The 17,131-nt window shown below is 65.0% G+C and carries 15 protein-coding genes; 10 read left to right on the forward strand and 5 right to left on the reverse strand.

All coding sequences use genetic code 11. The features are described from left to right. Positions 1-3: 3 nt before the first annotated feature. Positions 4-1,365, reverse strand: a complete 1,362-nt coding sequence (gene proS, locus BMX67_RS05175) for a proline--tRNA ligase (protein WP_090733049.1) — start codon at positions 1,363-1,365, stop codon at positions 4-6. Between the two features lie 152 nt (positions 1,366-1,517). On the opposite strand from proS, the gene BMX67_RS05180 reads away from it, so the two are divergent. From BMX67_RS05180 to BMX67_RS05195, 4 genes are read left to right on the forward strand one after another with little or no spacing between them, the layout of a single operon-like run. Next, on the forward strand, positions 1,518-2,720 hold the full coding sequence (locus tag BMX67_RS05180) for an AI-2E family transporter (protein ID WP_090733050.1): 1,203 nt from the start codon (positions 1,518-1,520) through the stop codon (positions 2,718-2,720). A 4-nt stretch (positions 2,721-2,724) separates the two neighbouring features. Beyond that, a complete protein-coding gene (locus tag BMX67_RS05185) occupies positions 2,725-3,420 on the forward strand; it encodes a P-loop NTPase family protein (RefSeq protein WP_342707901.1) in 696 nt (231 codons plus the stop codon). A 42-nt stretch (positions 3,421-3,462) separates the two neighbouring features. Beyond that, positions 3,463-5,628 (forward strand): RNA degradosome polyphosphate kinase, encoded by a 2,166-nt coding sequence (locus tag BMX67_RS05190; protein WP_090733051.1) that lies wholly within the window; start codon positions 3,463-3,465, stop codon positions 5,626-5,628. A gap of 55 nt (positions 5,629-5,683) precedes the next feature. After that, positions 5,684-7,222 (forward strand): Ppx/GppA family phosphatase, encoded by a 1,539-nt coding sequence (locus BMX67_RS05195; protein WP_090733053.1) that lies wholly within the window; start codon positions 5,684-5,686, stop codon positions 7,220-7,222. Positions 7,223-7,297: 75 nt separating this feature from the next. Here the strand turns inward: BMX67_RS05195 and BMX67_RS05200 are convergent, their stop codons facing one another. Then, positions 7,298-7,693, reverse strand: coding sequence for a DoxX family protein (locus BMX67_RS05200; RefSeq protein ID WP_090733054.1), 396 nt, complete (start codon positions 7,691-7,693; stop codon positions 7,298-7,300). A gap of 60 nt (positions 7,694-7,753) precedes the next feature. After that, positions 7,754-8,077 carry a TIGR02300 family protein gene (locus tag BMX67_RS05205; protein ID WP_090733056.1) on the reverse strand — a complete coding sequence of 108 codons (324 nt, stop codon included), beginning with the start codon at positions 8,075-8,077 and terminating at the stop codon, positions 7,754-7,756. 107 nt (positions 8,078-8,184) lie between these two features. On the opposite strand from BMX67_RS05205, the gene BMX67_RS05210 reads away from it, so the two are divergent. Together BMX67_RS05210 and BMX67_RS05215 are read left to right on the forward strand one after the other, a co-directional pair. Then, complete coding sequence (locus BMX67_RS05210; protein WP_245739206.1) at positions 8,185-8,871, forward strand: M48 family metallopeptidase; 687 nt, start codon at positions 8,185-8,187, stop codon at positions 8,869-8,871. A 31-nt stretch (positions 8,872-8,902) separates the two neighbouring features. Beyond that, positions 8,903-9,547, forward strand: coding sequence for a GntR family transcriptional regulator (locus BMX67_RS05215; protein ID WP_090733057.1), 645 nt, complete (start codon positions 8,903-8,905; stop codon positions 9,545-9,547). Positions 9,548-9,565: 18 nt separating this feature from the next. On the opposite strand, the gene BMX67_RS05220 is transcribed toward BMX67_RS05215, so the two are convergent. Together BMX67_RS05220 and hemB are read right to left on the reverse strand one after the other, a co-directional pair. Beyond that, positions 9,566-10,147, reverse strand: a complete 582-nt coding sequence (locus tag BMX67_RS05220) for a lipid-binding SYLF domain-containing protein (protein WP_090733059.1) — start codon at positions 10,145-10,147, stop codon at positions 9,566-9,568. Between the two features lie 70 nt (positions 10,148-10,217). Then, positions 10,218-11,213, reverse strand: a complete 996-nt coding sequence (hemB, locus tag BMX67_RS05225; protein WP_090733061.1) for a porphobilinogen synthase — start codon at positions 11,211-11,213, stop codon at positions 10,218-10,220. A gap of 104 nt (positions 11,214-11,317) precedes the next feature. Between hemB and BMX67_RS05230 the strand changes: the two genes are divergently transcribed. From BMX67_RS05230 to BMX67_RS05245, 4 genes are read left to right on the forward strand one after another with little or no spacing between them, the layout of a single operon-like run. Next, the gene (locus BMX67_RS05230) at positions 11,318-11,890 is read left to right on the forward strand and encodes a hypothetical protein (RefSeq protein ID WP_090733064.1); all 573 of its coding nucleotides are present in this window, start codon (positions 11,318-11,320) and stop codon (positions 11,888-11,890) included. 38 nt (positions 11,891-11,928) lie between these two features. Next, positions 11,929-15,375 carry a transcription-repair coupling factor gene (gene mfd, locus BMX67_RS05235; RefSeq protein ID WP_090733066.1) on the forward strand — a complete coding sequence of 1,149 codons (3,447 nt, stop codon included), beginning with the start codon at positions 11,929-11,931 and terminating at the stop codon, positions 15,373-15,375. Continuing rightward, complete coding sequence (locus BMX67_RS05240) at positions 15,372-16,499, forward strand: aminodeoxychorismate synthase component I (protein ID WP_090733068.1); 1,128 nt, start codon at positions 15,372-15,374, stop codon at positions 16,497-16,499. Before mfd ends, BMX67_RS05240 begins: the two co-directional genes overlap by 4 nt. Next, the gene (locus BMX67_RS05245; protein WP_175479822.1) at positions 16,460-17,095 is read left to right on the forward strand and encodes an aminotransferase class IV; all 636 of its coding nucleotides are present in this window, start codon (positions 16,460-16,462) and stop codon (positions 17,093-17,095) included. Before BMX67_RS05240 ends, BMX67_RS05245 begins: the two co-directional genes overlap by 40 nt. Positions 17,096-17,131: the final 36 nt, after the last annotated feature.

Consider the following 17,131-nt stretch of genomic DNA (forward strand, 5'->3'; position numbering starts at 1 on the left):
GTATCATACGGTCGGCAGGGCCGCGGCAAGAACCGGGGCATAGATGTCGGCCAGACGGACAACGGCCTCGGCGGGCGACATCTCGACGGTTTCGCCGCTGCGGCGGTTCGTCAGTTCGACCTTGTTGCTGGCCAGGCCGCGCGGCCCGACGGTGATGCGCCAGGGCAGGCCGATCAGATCCATCGTGGCGAATTTCGCCCCCGCGCGTTCGTCGCGATCGTCATACAGCGGCTGCAACCCGTTCTTGACCATCTCGTCATAAAGCGCGGTGCAGGCGCTGTCGGTCGAGGCGTCGCCCTGCTTGAGATTGACGATCCCGACATGGAACGGGGTCACGCCTTCGGGCCAGATGATGCCCTTGTCGTCGTGGTTCGCCTCGATGATCGCGCCCAGAAGGCGGCTGACACCGATGCCGTGGCTGCCCATGTGGACGGGCACGCGCGCCCCGTCGGGACCGACGACCGTCGCGCCAAGCGGTTCCGAATACTTGGTGCCGAAATAGAAGATCTGGCCGACCTCGATGCCGCGTGCCGTGCGGCGGCGATCCTCGGGGACGTCAGCGAAGATCGCCTCGTCATGGGTTTCGTCGGTGCGGGCATAGCGGCTGGTGAATTCTTCCAGCACGGCCTGACATTCGGCGTGATCGTCATAGTCGATCTGCCGGTCGCCGAAGGTCAGATCGGTGATCTGGCTGTCATAGAACACCTCGGATTCGCCGGTTTCGGCCAGCACAAGGAATTCATGCGTGTAATCGCCGCCGATCGGGCCGCCATCGGCGCGCATCGGGATCGCCTGCAGGCCCATGCGTTCGTAGCTGCGCAGATAGCTGACAAGATGCCGGTTATAGGCGTGCAGCGCGTCCTCCTTGGTCAGGTCGAAATTGTACCCGTCCTTCATCAGGAATTCGCGGCCACGCATCACGCCGAAACGGGGGCGGATCTCGTCGCGGAATTTCCACTGGATGTGGTACAGCGTCAGGGGCAGATCCTTGTAGCTGTTCACATGGCTGCGGAAGATGTCGGTGATCATCTCTTCATTGGTGGGGCCGTAAAGCAGGTCGCGCTTGTGGCGGTCCTTGATGCGCAGCATCTCTTCGCCGTAATCGTCATAGCGACCGCTTTCGCGCCACAGGTCGGCCGATTGCAGCGTCGGCATCAGCAACGGGATGTGCCCGGCGCGGATCTGTTCCTCGTGGACGATCTGCTCGATGCGGCGCAGCACCTTGAAGCCTAGCGGAAGCCAGGAATAGATGCCTGCGGACTGTTGCTTGATCATCCCCGCGCGCAGCATCAGCCGGTGGCTGACGATCTGCGCCTCTTTGGGGTCTTCTTTCAGGACGGGAAGGAAATAGCGCGACAGACGCATGGGGGCCTCATCAAAGCGTTTGGCCCCGTGTAGGCCACCGCATCCCGGCAAGCAAGCCGCGCGGCGGGGCGGTGGCCGGGCCTTGCCAACTCTTGCAACGGCACGGCCAAGCCGTCACATAGTGTCAGAACAGGTGACAGGGGCGGTCCACGATGCATATGCCGGTGCGCAAGCAATTGATCTGGTGGGGTGTCGGGGGCCTTGGGCTGCTGATTGCGATGTGGCTGCTGGGGCAGGCGATCCTGCCCTTCATCCTTGGCGCGGGCGTTGCCTATCTGCTGGACCCTGTGGCCGACCGCCTGGAACGCGCGGGTCTGTCGCGCACGATGTCGGTCGTGGTGATCACCTTCGGAACGGTGCTGATCTTTGCCGCCGTGACATTGCTGGTGGTGCCGACGCTGGTGCGTCAGGCCGCCGCCCTGATCGAAACCGCGCCCCAGATGCTGGAACAGGCGCGGGCCTTCACGACCTCGCGCTTTCCCGAATTCCTGCCCGAGGGCGGCACCGTCGGTGCCGCGCTGACCGATCTGGGCAAGGCGATGGGCGATCAGTGGCAGGGGGTGGCGCAGACCATCCTCAGCTCGGTCGGGGGGGTGATCAGCGCGGTGGCGATTCTGGTGATCGTGCCGGTCGTCGCATTCTATCTTCTGCTGGACTGGGACCGCATGGTCGCCCAGATCGACGACCTGCTGCCGCGCGAACACGCGCCGACCGTCCGCCGCCTGGCATCCGAGATCGACTCGGCCCTGTCGGGGTTTCTGCGCGGGCAGGGGCTGGTGATCCTGATTCTGGGCACCTGGTATTCGGTCGCGCTGATGCTGGTGGGGCTGCCCTTCGGGTTCTTCATCGGCATCATGGCGGCGGTGCTGTCCTTCATTCCCTATGTCGGCGTGCTGATCGGCGGGCTGACCGCGATCGGCGTCGCGCTGTTCAGCTTCTGGGGCGATCCGCTGTGGATCGGCGCCGTCGTCGCGATCTTTGCCGCCGGACAGGTGGTCGAGGGAAACTATCTGCAACCCAAGATCGTCGGCGGCCATGTCGGGCTGCACCCTGTCTGGCTGCTTCTTGCGTTGTCGGTATTCGGTGCATTGTTCGGTTTTGCGGGGATGGTGATGGCCGTGCCGCTGGCCGCGGCACTTGGCGTTCTGGCGCGTTTCCTGATCGAGCGGTATCGCGCCAGCGCGCTTTACACCGGCCAGTCGATGCCCGCCGACCCGCCGCTGCCGCTGCGGGTGGAACTGGCCCCGCGCGGCACCTTGCAGGCGGAACTGGACGAGGCGCGCCGCGTCGCCGACCAATCGCAGTACCTTGCCGGGCAAGGCGCCATTCCCGCAGCACCGCCAAGGAGGACGTGACGGCGTGATCCTGTCTCGTCAGCTGACCCTTGACCTGACTACGCCACCCGCGCATTCGCGCGGCGATTTCCTGCCCGCCGCGGCCAATGCCGCCGCGCTGTCGACACTGGATCAGCCGCAGGTCTGGCCTTCGGGGCGGATGCTGCTGATCGGCCCCGAGGGCGCGGGCAAGACCCATCTGGCCGCGTTCTGGGCCGCCGAGAACGGGGCGCGCCGGATGTCCGCGGCCAGCCTGCGCCCCGACGCCGCCGATCTGCTGGTGGCCGAGGGCGGCGCTTTGGTGATCGAGGATGCGGATCACGCGGGTTTCGCTGCAGGCGCGGAGCAGGCGCTGTTTCACCTGTGGAACCTGTGCGGCGCGCGCGATTGCCTGTTGCTGCTGACCGCCCGGACCCCGCCGCGCGACTGGGGGCTTGTGCTGCCCGATCTGCGGTCGCGGATGGATGCGATGCCGCAGGTGCGGCTTGGCCCGCCGGACGAAGGGCTGCTGGCCGCGGTGCTGGTCAAGCTGTTCGCAGACCGCCAGATTTCGGTGCCTGCCGGGTTGATCGACTGGCTGGTGCTGCACATGGATCGCGACCTTGGGCTGGCGCGCAGGCTTGTGGCCGCGATGGACCGTGCCGCGATGGCCGACAAAAGCCCCATAACCCGACGTATCGCCGCCGATCTTCTGGACAGCCTGTCCGAAAGTGACGCATGATTTCCGCTGTTGCGGCCCTAGTGAAAGCCAGTATCCAGAACGATGACGAAAGCCGATTTTCTTCGTAACCCGTTTCCCGAACCCGTCGAACTGCCCGGGGGGGTGCCCGAAGGCCCGGCACGTTTCTTCAATCGCGAACTCAGCTGGCTGTCCTTCAACTGGCGGGTGCTGGACGAAGCGCGCAACCCCCGTGTCCCCCTGATGGAAAGGTTGCGCTTCGTGTCGATCAGCGCGACCAATCTGGACGAATTCTACACCGTGCGCGTCGCCGGTCTGCGTGAACTGGTCCGCGAGGGAAACACCACCCCTTCGGCAGATGGGCTGACCGCTGCCGAACAGCTTAGCCTGATCAACGCCGACGCGCGGCGGTTGATGGGTGCCCAGCAGGGCGTCTGGAACCGCCTGCGCCGCGAGATGGAGGATCATGGCATCATGATCCTGTCGCGCAGCAATATCACACGCGCCGAAGAGGCCTATCTGCACGGCTATTTCGACAATAACGTGCTGCCGGTGCTGTCGCCTCTGGCAATCGACCCGGCGCACCCGTTTCCCTTCATCCCGAATGCGGGCTTTTCGCTTGCGCTGGAACTGGCGCGGGAAACGGATGGCAAGCAGATGCAGGCATTGCTGCCGATCCCGGCGCAATTGCCGCGATTCGTGCCGCTGCCGGGCGGGCAGCGTTTCCTGCGGCTGGAAGAACTGTTGCTGATGCATCTGTCCAGCCTGTTTCCGGGCTATCGCGATGCGGGCCATTGCGCGTTCCGCGTGCTGCGCGACAGCGATCTTGAGGTCGAGGAAGAGGCCGAGGATCTTGTCCGCGAATTCGAGACCGCGTTGAAACGTCGCCGCCGTGGCAGCGTCATCCGGCTGAAGATCACCAGCGGCGCACCGGGACGTCTGCGCCGCCTGATCATGGAAGAACTTGAAGTCACCCCCGATGAGGTGATCGAGGTCGAGGGCCTGCTGGGCATGGCCGATCTGCGCGAACTGGTTCTGGACAATCGCCGCGAATTGCTGTGGCCGGGCTTTACCCCGCGCGTGCCCGAACGGGTGCAGGATCACCACGGCGACATGTTCGCCGCGATCCGCCAAAAGGACATGCTGCTGCATCACCCCTACGAAACGTTCGACATGGTCGTGCGCTTTCTGCAGCAGGCGGCCCGCGATCCCGATGTTCTGGCGATCAAGCAGACACTGTACCGTACCAGCCGCGACAGCCCCATCGTCGAAGCGCTGTGCGAGGCGGCCGAGGCCGGCAAGTCGGTGACCGCGCTGGTCGAACTGAAGGCGCGGTTCGACGAGGCTGCCAATATCCGTCAGTCGCGTCGGCTGGAACGGGCCGGGGCGCATGTCGTCTATGGATTCGTCAATTACAAGACCCATGCAAAGATCAGCACGGTCGTGCGCCGCGAAGGCGACAGCCTGGTGACCTATACCCATTACGGCACGGGCAACTACCACCCGATCACCGCGCGGATCTATACCGATCTGTCGATGTTCACCTGCGATCCCGCGCTGGGGCGCGACGCCACCAAGGTGTTCAACTACCTGTCGGGCTATGTGCAGCCCGAGGGTCTTGAAAACCTTGCGATCGCGCCCATCGATCTGAAGGATACGCTGCTGTCGCTGATCGCGCGCGAGGCCGAATTTGCCCGTCAGGGCCGGGGCGGTGCGATCTGGGCCAAGATGAACTCGCTGATCGACAGCGATGTGATCGATGCGCTGTATGCGGCCAGCCAGGCGGGGGTGAAGATCAGCCTCGTCATTCGTGGAATTTGCGGAATCAGGCCAGGAATCAAGGGCTTGTCTGAAAATATTCGAGTAAAATCCATTGTCGGGCGCTATCTGGAACATTCGCGGATCGTCTGTTTCGGCAACGGTCACGGCCTGCCGTCGAAAAAGGCGCGGGTGTTCTTTTCCTCGGCCGACTGGATGGGGCGCAACCTGATCCGGCGGGTGGAAACGCTGGTCGAATGCGTGAACGAAACCGTGAAAGCCCAGATCACCAGTCAGATCATGGCCGCCAATATGGCTGATGAGGCGCAAAGCTGGTTGTTGCAGCCCGACGGGCGTTTCGTGCGCTATCTGCCCGATGGCCAAGAGGATCTTTTCAACTGTCACCGGTTCTTCATGGAGAACCCTTCATTGTCCGGTCGCGGGACCGCCGGGGCGCGTGATGTGCCGGCGCTGATGCATTCCGCGGATTGACCCAAGGCGTGGATTGTCGCATGACGCCCGCGATGCGAAAGCAGGAGGCTCAGGAATGAACGGTGTCCGCACCTCCACCGGCAAGACAGTCGAGCCCTTGAAGGACGGCTTTCTTGAAAAGCTTCCCAAACGCGCCCTGTCGCGCGTCGGGATCGTGGATGTCGGGTCGAACTCGATCCGGCTTGTGGTCTTCGACGGGGCCGCACGATCGCCCGCGTATTTCTATAATGAAAAGGTCATGGCCGGTCTGGGACAGGACATGGCCACCACCGGCCGCCTGAACCCCGCGGGGGTTGAACGGGGCTTTGACGCCATGCGCCGCTTTGCCGCGCTGGCCAAGGGCATGGATATCGAACCGCTGACCTGCGTGGCGACCGCCGCCGTCCGCGAGGCCGAGGACGGTCCCGAATTTCAGAAACGGGTCGAACGGGAAACCGGCATCAAGATGCTGGTCATCGATGGCGAGGAAGAGGCGCGACTGTCGGCGCAGGGCGTGCTGCTGGGCTGGCCCGAAGCCGAGGGGCTGGTCTGCGATATCGGCGGCAACTCGATGGAGCTTGCGGTCGTCTCGAACGGCAAGGTCGGCAAGCGGGCGACCTCGCAACTGGGGCCGTTCCGTCTGCAGCAGGTGCAGGGCGGCAAATCCGGTCTGCGCGATCATATCGCAAGGATCATGTCCGAACTGGCCGAGAAAGTCGGCACCGATCACAGGCGGATCTATCTGGTCGGGGGGTCCTGGCGGGCCATCGCGCGTCTGGACATGGAACGCAGCGATTACCCGATGACGGTGCTGCACGAATACCAGATGACGCCGAAGGCCGTGGCTGACACCATCGGCTGGATCGCCTCGAACGATCTGAACGACCTGCGCGGCCGGGTCGGCATTTCCTCATCGCGGATGGAGCTTGTGCCCCTGGCCTCGCAGGTTCTGGCCGAGCTGATCGCGACCTTCAAACCCGAAGAGCTGAACGTGTCCAGCTATGGGATCCGCGAAGGGTTGCTGTACGAACATATGTCGGATCGCCTGCGCAAACGCGACCCGCTGATCGAGGCGGCGCGGTTTTCCGAACGGCAGATGGCGCGGATACCGGGCTTTGGCAAGAAGCTGTATCAGTTCCTGCTGCCGCTGTTTCCCGATCTGCCGCCCGAAAAGGATCGACTGGTGCAGGCGGCCTGTCTGCTGCATGACACGACATGGCGCGCGCATCCCGATTACCGGGCCGAGGCCTGTTTCGACAATGTGACCCGCGCCAACATGGCCGCGCTTAGCCACCCCGAACGGGTATTCCTGGGGCTGGCGCTGCTGCATCGCTACAAGAACAGTCGCGCGAAATCGCCGATGGCGCCGCTGTTCGCGTTGCTGTCCGAAGATCAGATCCGCGAGGCCGAGATTCTGGGCAAGGCGATGCGGTTCGGCGCGATGTTCGCCATCGACGATCCCGCCGATGCAGGCGAACTGACCTTCCGTAAGAAACGCAGCGTGCTGGAATTGAAGCTGACCGGCATGGGGCGGCGCCTGCTGGGCGAGGTCGCGCTGTCGCGGTTCCGGTCGCTGTGCAACGCGATCGGAGTCGAACCCGAGGTCGTGGACTGACGCGGCCCATATGCAAACCGCCGCGTACCCGATCGGTGCGCGGCGGTTTCATGTCACATGTGATTCGCGCTGTCGCTAGCGGTCCCGCCGCAGGATTGCGTCAAGGCTGATCGGTCCGGGTCCGGCAAAGACCAGATACAGGAACACGAAACAGTAAAGGATCGCCGCATCGCCGCCATTCAGCGCGGGGAAGGGGCCTTGCGGGGCATGTGCGATCCAATAGGCCACGGCCATCTGCCCCGACAGCAGGAAGGCCACCGGGCGCGAGAACAGCCCGACCACCAGCAATGCGCCGCCGATCAGTTCCATCATTCCGGCCACCCAGGACAGCGAGAACATCGCCGGGTTCATGTCGCTGGCCGGATAGCCAAGGATCTTCTGCGTGCCATGCGCCATGAAGATCAGCGCCGCGACGATCCGCAACACGCTGCGCATGCTGGGCGCAAGCCGGTTCAGGGTCGATGGCCTCATTGTCGCGATATCCTTGTGCGCAAAGACAAACGGCGCCCGATGGGGGCGCCGGCGTCGTGATCAGTCTTCGTCGTCGTCCGAGACATCCGCGATGTCGTCCAGCGACACGTTGTCGTCATCGTCGTCATCATCCAGCAGATCATCGTCCAGATCGTTGCTGTTGTTGTCCAGATCATCGTCGTCATCGACCAGATCATCGTTATCCTTGCTGGATTTCGACGAGGTCTTTTCGCTGACCAGGGCTTTGCCGCGACCTTCGTTGAAGCTTTCCAGCGTCATCTGCTGTCCGCAGGCGGGGCAGGTCATCGGGTTGTTGTTCAAATCGTAGAAGCGCGTCGCGCAATGCGGGCACAGGCGTTTCGTGCCCCATTCCTCTTTGGGCATGGTATTCTCCTTCCGCCGCGTTTAGGAAATCCGGCGACCCCCTGCCACAGCGGCCCGGAGGTGTCAAAGGCTTTATCTGGCAGTCCAGCGCAAGCAAGGCAAGAGCGGTGTCGGACAGTATCACGATTGAGGGCGGAATTCGCATCGCGCTGCGCCGGTCGGCGCGGGCCCGGCGCATGACGTTGCGGGTGCCGCGGGCGGGTGGCGACGCGGTCCTGACCCTGCCGCATCATGTCACCCTGTCCGAAGGGCGCGCCTTTGCCGAACGGCAGCGCGACTGGCTTTTGCGGGCCACATCGCGTCAGCAGGTGGCACAGACCGTCATCCCGGGCGCGGTGATCCCGATCGAGGGGCAGGGCCTGACGATCACGCCGTCGCAGGTTCGCGCGGTGACGGTGCAGGGGCCATCGCTGCTGATCCCCCACGCCAAACCCGTGGGGGTCGTGGTGCAGGCCTTTCTGAAACATCTGGCCCATGACCGCCTGCGCCGCGCCTGCGATGATTACAGCGCCGCGCTGGGGCGGCCCTATACCGTGCTGGCGCTGCGTGACACGCGGTCGCGCTGGGGCAGTTGCAATTCCGAAGGGCGGCTGATGTTTTCCTGGCGGCTGGCGATGGCTCCGCCCGTGGTGCTGCGCTATGTCGCCGCGCATGAGGTCGCGCATCTGGCCCATATGGACCATTCGCCGCGCTTCTGGGCACAGGTCGGCCGGCTGATGCCCGACTATCGCCCGCAGCGCGACTGGCTGCGGCAGAATGGCAGTGCATTGCAGGCATGGCGTTTCCGCGATTGACGCGCGGGCCGTTTGTGATCACAGACGGTGCATGACCGCCATTCGCCCCGCCGACCCCGCCGCCCACGAGGCATTGTATCGCAGTTTGCGCAGCCGCATCATGCTGGGCGAAGTGCCGCCCGGACAGGCGCTGACCCTGCGCGGGCTGGCGCAGGAATATCATGTGTCGATGACCCCCGCGCGCGAGGCGGTCCGCCGTCTGGTCGCCGAAGGGGCGCTGGCGATGTCGGGGTCGGGGCGCATGGCGACCCCGGAACTGTCGGATGAACGTATCGAGGAACTGGCCGCGATGCGCGCCCTGATTGAACCTGAACTGGCCGCCCGCGCCCTGCCTCGGGCGCATTTCGCGCTGATCGACCGGCTGGCCAGCGTCAATGGCCAGATCGCGGACGCGGTCGAGCGTCATGACGCCGTCGGCTATATCCGCTGCAATCTGGATTTCCACCGCATGCTGTATCTGCGGGCGCAGGCACCCCTGATGCTGGCGATGCTGGAAACCATCTGGTTGCAGCTGGGCCCGACGATGCGGGCGCTGTACGGGCGGGTGCGCCGGAACGAGCCGCCGCGCCATCACCGGATGATTCTTGCGGCGCTGCGGGCCGGGGATGAACCGGCCCTGCGCCTTGCGGTGCGGGCGGATGTGACGCATGGGCTGCGCCATCTGACATCCGCCTGACGCGATCGGGTTTCCCGATCAGATTCCCAGCGACGAGGGGATCACGCGGGTGTATTTCGTCCCCTCGATCGCGGCGCCCGCGATCAGCCCGGACTGGCCGAAGATCATCGCGACGACCGGATGCTGTGCGGTGATCGTATCCGCCCCCAGCGACATCCCGCGCGCCGGAATGGCGTAATAGGCATCGGCCCCGGCAACCCAGCCCGGCGCGGCGCGGAACGCGGCCAGCGCGGCATCGGTCTGGAAGATCAGCACATGCGCGTATTGCTGTGCCCCTGCCTGAAAGCCGAAGGTCGCCTGTGCGGCGGAATAGTAATCCACCGTTGCGCCGTTGATGCGCAGCGCGCCCTGACCATAGGCCCCGCCGACGCCGAAGGCGGCCTCGGTCATCAGGGGCATGTACAGCACGCCACGGGCGTTCTGCACCAGCGGCTGGGCCGAGGGGTAATTCTGGATCAGATATTGGTGGGTCTGATCGACACGGGCGTCCAGCTGCGAGGCCGCATTGGTGCCGACCGCGTTGCTGCAACCCGCAAGTGCCAGCATCGCGCCACCGCTTGCCAACAGGCCACGGCGGGTCATGGTATTGGAATTGCTCATTTGTCGCCTCTTTGCGCTTGTCGGGGCTTCGGTTGGCCCGTTGCGCGTCACGATACGTCAGACGCCGCCGTCACGCCAGCATTTCGGCGGCCATGGGCGCGAAATAGCTGAGAACCCCGTCACAGCCCGCGCGGCGGAAGCCCAGCAGGCTTTCCATCATCGCGTCCCGCGACAGCCAGCCATTGCGAATGGCACCTTCCAGCATCGCGTATTCGCCGCTGACCTGATAGGCAAAGGTCGGGGCGCCGAATTCGTCCTTCACCGCGCGGCAGATGTCCAGATAGGGCATGCCCGGCTTGACCATGACCATATCCGCACCTTCGGACAGATCGCGCGCGACACAGCGCAGCGCCTCGCCGCGATTGGCGGGATTGACCTGATAGGTCTTCTTGTCGCCGACCAGCCGCCCCGACGCGCCGACCGCGTCGCGGAACGGACCATAGAAGGCGCTGGCGAATTTCGCCGCGTAGGACAGGATCGCCGTGTGTTTGTGGCCATGCGCCTCAAGCGCGGTGCGCAGCGCACCGATCCGGCCGTCCATCATGTCCGAGGGGCCAAGGATATCGGCCCCGGCCTCGGCCTGCGCCAGCGCCATCCTGACCAGCGCCTCGACGGTTTCATCGTTCAGGATCTCGCCATCGACGACGATCCCGTCATGGCCGTTGGCGTTATAGGGATCCAGCGCGATATCGGTCATCACAGCCAGTTCGGGCACGGTTTCCTTGATCGCGCGGATCGCTTGATTGCCGATATTGTCGGGGTCCCAGGCGCGTTCGCAGGTTTCGGTTTTCAGATCCTGATCGGAATGGGGAAAGATGCAGATCGCCGGAATGCCCAGCCGCGCGGCCCGTTCGGCGGCGCGGCGTGCCCCGTCCAGCGTCAGGCGATCGACGCCCGGCATCGACGCGATCTCGCCCTCGGCGCCCGCGACCTCGGTCACGAAGATCGGCCAGATCAGGTTTGCGGGTGTCAGGTTCACCTCGCTGACCATCGCGCGCAGGTTTTCGGTGCGGCGCAGACGGCGCAGGCGCGAGGCGGGAAAGGGGGCGATGATCGGGCTGGTCATGTCTGGGCATCCTTTTGTGGCGGAACCGAAAAACGCCGCAGCGCTTTTCCTTTGCCTGCGCCCGTTCTAAGGTCGCGCGCGACGAAGGACAAGGAAGCCACCGCGTGCCGCAATTCGACGGAGTGATCGCCTTTCTCGACAACCGGTCATTCGGGTCGATCTGGTTCTGGCTGGTGCTGGTGGGCATGTGGTCCACCGCAGGGCGCAATGTCATCGGCATCCCGTCCGAGGTGCTGGCCCGCGCCCGCCACGCGCAACGGGCCGGGCAGCCGGAATCGCAACCCGTGCTGACGCTGCTGGACTGGCTGTCGCTGAGCCTGCCGCGCTGGCATGTGGCGCCGCGCGAAGGGGCGGTGTTTCTGGGCATCTGCGCCTTTGTCCTGACATCGCTTGCGGTGCTGGGCTTTGGCTATGATCTGGAAATGGCACAGGCGCTGGTCCTGCTGCTGTTGCCCTTCCTGGTCCTGTTTCTGATGCGGCTGCGTCTGGCGCGGCGGCTGATCCCGTTGTTGCAGGACGGGCAGGCCGGTCTGCAACCGGTCGGGCAGGTGGGGGCCGAGGCCGTGCGCCGCCTTGTCTGGCATCGCCGTTTCGTGACGCTGCTGTCGGTTCTGGCAGTCGCGATTGCCGCGTTCTGGGGCATGATCCACGCCCTGATGCATCCCAATGGGCTGTAAGCCTTGACTCCGATCATTCGCGCTTTACCTGACGCATCATGTCCGAACAGCTGATCCTTTCCGGTGCCCCCGAGGGCTATGACGCCGCCCTGATCGCGCGCGAGGCCGCGCGGGGCCAGCCCGTGATCCATGTCGCCCGCGACGACCGCCGGATGGTGGCGACCCGCGCCGCGCTGGAATTCCTGTCGCCGGGGCTGGTCGTGCTGGACTTTGCGGCATGGGACACGACGCCTTATGACCGCGTCTCGCCCGCGCCCGAGGTGCAGGCCGCGCGCATGGCGACGCTGGCCGGGTTGGCGCAGGGGGCGATCAAGGGGCCCTTTGTCCTGCTGACCACGCTGAACGCGGTGATGCAGCGGGTGCCCGCGCGTGATGTCGTGACACGGGCCAGCTTTGCCGCCGCGGTCGGTGATCGCATCGACGAAGCGGGCCTGCGCGAATTTCTGGTGCGCATGGGCTTTGTGCAGTCGCCCACCGTGACCGAGCCGGGCGATTACGCCATTCGCGGCGGCATCATCGACATCTTTCCGCCGGGCGAGGGCGGGCCGGTCCGGCTGGATCTGTTCGGCGACGTTCTGGACGGCGCGCGCCGTTTCGATCCGGTCAGCCAGCGCACGACCGAGAAACTGGACCGGGTCGAACTGGCCCCCATGTCCGAAGTCATTCTGGACGAAGATGCGATCACCCGCTTTCGCCAGAACTATCGCACCGAATATGGCGGCGGCACCAATGATCCGCTGTATGAAGGCGTCAGCGCCGGACGCAAGATGGCGGGCACCGAACATTGGCTGCCGTGGTTTCACGACCGGATGGAAAGCCTGTTCGATTATCTGCCATCGGCATCGGTCGTTCTGGACGATCATATCGGGCAGGTCGCGGATGCCCGCCGCGAGATGATCGGCGAACAGTTTCAGGCCCGCCGCGCCGCCCTGGCCGCCAAGGGGCGCAGCGACACCGTCTATAAGCCCGTGCCCGTCGATCTGATGTTCCCGCCCGAGGACGAATGGAATCGCTGGCTGTCGGGGCATCGCGTCCTGCGTCTGTCAGCATTGGCGCAGCCGCCGGGGCCGGGTGTTCTGGATGCGGGCGGGCGACCGGGGCGCAATTTCGCACCGGAACGTCAGGCGGAATCCATCAACCTGTTCAAGGCGCTTGCCGATCATGTGCGGGCGTTGGGCAAGGATCATCGGGTGGTGCTGGCCTGTTTCTCGGACGGGGCGCGCGAACGTCTGACCGGGCTGTTGATCGATGAGGGTCTGGGCGGCCTGCAGTCGATCACCGATATCCGCGATCTGCCCCCCAAGCCGGGCACGGTCGGTCTGGCGGTCTGGCCGCTGGATGAAGGCTTCGTCGCCCAAGGGCAGGCGATGGGTGCCATTGCCGTCGTCTCGGAACAGGATGTGCTGGGCGACCGGTTGATCCGGGGCGCGAAGAAACGTCGCCGCGCCGAGAATTTCCTGCAGGACACGACCAGCCTGACCCCCGGCGATCTGGTGGTGCATGTCGAACACGGGATCGGCCGCTATACCGGGCTGGAAACCATCACCGCCGCCGGCGTGCCGCATGATTGCGTCGCGCTGGAATATGCGGGCGGCGATCGCCTGTTCCTGCCGGTCGAGAATATCGAACTGCTGTCGCGCTATGGCCATGAAGAGGGCATGCTGGACCGTCTGGGCGGCGGGGCATGGCAGGCCCGCAAGGCACGGCTGAAGGAACGCATCAAGCTGATCGCGGACAAGCTGATGCGCATTGCGGCCGAACGCCTGCTGCGGCCCGCCCCGGTGCTGGAGCCTGAAGATCACGACTGGCAGGCATTTGCCGCGCGATTCCCCTATAGCGAAACCGACGACCAGATGGCCGCGATCGAGGATGTGGCCGAGGATCTGGCCGCGGGTCGCCCGATGGATCGTCTGGTCGTGGGCGATGTGGGGTTCGGCAAGACCGAGGTTGCGATGCGCGCGGCCTTCATCGCCGCCAGTCAGGGGATGCAGGTCGCCGTTGTCGCGCCGACGACGCTGCTGGCCCGTCAGCATTTCAAGACTTTCGCCGAACGGTTTCGCGGAACCGCGATCAATGTCCGCCCGCTGTCGCGTTTTGTGACCGCCAAGGATGCCACCCAGACCCGCAGCGGTCTGTCGGATGGCAGTGTCGATATCGTCATCGGCACCCATGCGGTCCTGGCCAAGCAGGTTCGCTTCAAGAATCTGGGCCTGCTGATCATCGACGAGGAACAGCATTTCGGCGTGGCGCACAAGGAACGCCTGAAAGAGCTGCGCAGCGACATCCATGTGCTGACCCTGACCGCGACGCCGATTCCGCGCACGCTGCAATTGTCGCTGACCGGGGTGCGCGATCTGTCGGTCATCGGCACGCCGCCGGTCGACCGTCTGGCGATCCGCACCTATGTCAGCGAATTCGACAGCGTCACCATCCGAGAGGCGCTGCTGCGCGAGAAATACCGCGGCGGGCAAAGCTTTTTCGTGGTGCCGCGTCTGTCCGATCTGCCCGATGTCGAACATTGGCTGACCGAAAACATGCCGGAAATCAGCTTCATCACCGCGCATGGCCAATTGGCGGCGGGCGATCTGGATCAGCGGATGAACGCGTTCTACGACGGCAGCCATGATGTTCTGCTGGCGACGACGATCGTGGAATCGGGGCTGGATATTCCGACGGCGAACACGATGATCGTGTGGCGTGCCGATATGTTCGGCCTGTCGCAACTGTATCAGATCCGTGGGCGGGTGGGCCGCTCCAAGACCCGTGCCTATTGCTATCTGACCACCAAGCCGCGCCAGCCGCTGACCCCGCAGGCGATGCGCCGGCTGAAATTCCTGGGCAGCATCGACGGGCTTGGCGCGGGCTTCAACCTTGCCTCGCAGGATCTGGACCTGCGTGGGGCCGGCAATCTGCTGGGCGAAGAACAATCCGGCCATATCAAGGAGGTCGGGTTCGAACTGTATCAGCAGATGCTGGAAGAAACGATCGCCAAGCTGAAATCCGGCGAGATCGAGGGCACGCCCGAGGATGAATGGGCGCCGCAGCTGAACCTTGGGGTGCCGGTGACGATCCCCGAAAGCTATATCCCCGATCTGGATGTGCGGCTGGGCCTGTATCGCCGTCTGGCCGAATTGACCACCAAGGTCGAACTAGAGGGCTTTGCCGCCGAACTGATCGACCGTTTCGGCACCTTGCCGCGCGAGGTGAACACCCTGCTGCTGGTCATACGCATCAAGGCGATGGCGAAGCGGGCGAATATCTCGCGGCTGGATGCGGGGCCGAAAGGCGCGACGGTGCAGTTCCACAACGACAAGTTCCCCAATCCCGCCGGGCTAGTCGAATTCCTGTCCGATCAGCACGGCATGGCGAAAGTCACCGACAACAAGATCGTGCTGCGGCGTGACTGGGCATCCGATGCCGACCGGATCAAGGGCAGCTTCGCCATCGCCCGCGATCTGGCGGCCAAGGCAAAGGTCAAGACGTGACCCCGCAGATCCGGTTCGATCGCGGCCCGCTGGGGTCCGGCACGCTGTTTCAGGCGCCGCGTCGGATGATCCGCGCCGATGATGCGGCGGACCTGCCCGACGCGATGCGGGCGTTGCAGCAGGCGCGGGACGAGGGGTTCTGGCTTGCGGGCTATGTCTCCTACGAACTGGGTCATGCGCTGACCCCGCGTCTGGCCGGGCTGATGCCGCCGGACCGGGATGTGCCGCTGATCCTGTTCGGGGTCTTTGATGCCCCGCGACCCGCACCCGATCTGCCCGCGCCCGCGGGCGTCGCCCTGTCGGCACCGCGTCCCTTGTGGTCGCGCGACCGCTATGACCGGGCGATTGCGGCGGTCCATCGCTATATCGAGGCGGGCGATACCTATCAGATCAATCTGACCTTCCCGATGGAGGCCGAATTTCAGGGCGATCCCCTGACGCTGTATGCGGCGCTGGCCGCGCGGCAGCCGGTGGGCGAGGGGGCCTTTGTCGATCTGGGCGGGCCGGTCGTTCTGTCGCGCAGCCCGGAACTGTTTTTCGATGTCGACGCGGATCGCCGCATCCGGACCCGGCCGATGAAGGGTACGGCGGCGCGTCACCCCGACCCCGCGCAGGATCAGGCTGCAGCGCGGGCGCTGCTGGCGTCCGAAAAGGACCGCGCCGAAAACCTGATGATCGTCGATCTTCTGCGCAACGACATCAGTCGCATCTGCCTGCCGGGCACGGTCCATGTCCCTCAGCTGTTCAAGATCGAGGGATATGCCACCGTCCACCAGATGACCTCGACCGTCGAGGGCCGACTGAGGGGCGATGCCGCGCTGGCCGATATCCTGCAGGCGCTGTTTCCCTGCGGCTCGATCACCGGGGCCCCCAAGATCCGCGCGATGGAGATCATCGCCGAACTGGAAGAACAGCCCCGGGGCGTCTATTGCGGCGCCATCGGCTGGGTCGATCCGGCGGGGCCGATGCGGTTCAGCGTGGCCATTCGCAGCCCGGTCGTGACAGCCCCCGGACGGCTGCGCCTGAATGTCGGGGGCGGCATCACCCATGACAGCCGCGCCGGCAGCGAATGGGAGGAGGCGTTGTGCAAATCCGCATTCCTCAGCCTGTCCCCGACGGGCTGACCATCATCGAAACCATGCGCGGCGCGGCGGATGGCAGCATCCATCTGTGGTCGCTGCATCTGGACCGGCTGCGCCGTGACTGCATCGCCGTCGGCTTTGCACTGGATGAGACGCGCCTGATGGCCCTGTTGCGGGGCCTGCCGACGGGTCAGCCCCACCGCCTGCGTCTGACGGTCGATGCCACGGGGCGGCCTGATCTGACCTGCCATCCCTTGCCGCCGAACCCGCCCGAATGGCGGGTGGCGCTGTCGCCGCTGCGCCTGCGTCGCGACGATCCCTGGCTGCGGATCAAGTCCTCGCATCGCCCCGTCTATGATGCGGCGCGCGCCCGCATGCCCGACGGCGTGGAAGAGGTGCTGCTGCTGAACGATGATGGCACCCCATGCGAAGGCAGCATCACCAATCTGTTCCTGCGACGCGAAGGACGCCTGCTGACGCCACCCCTGTCGGCGGGGCTGTTGCCCGGCGTCCTGCGGCGGCATCTGATCGACACCGGGCAGGCGGTCGAAGCCGCGATCACATTGGACGATCTTCGTGCAGGCGGGATGGTGATGGGCAACGCGCTGCGCGGGCTGATCCCCGCGAAGCTGGTCTAGCCAATGAAAAAAGGGCCGCGATCGCATGGACCGCGG

The organism is Paracoccus homiensis (assembly GCF_900111675.1).
Taxonomy (GTDB): Bacteria; Pseudomonadota; Alphaproteobacteria; order Rhodobacterales; family Rhodobacteraceae; genus Paracoccus; species Paracoccus homiensis.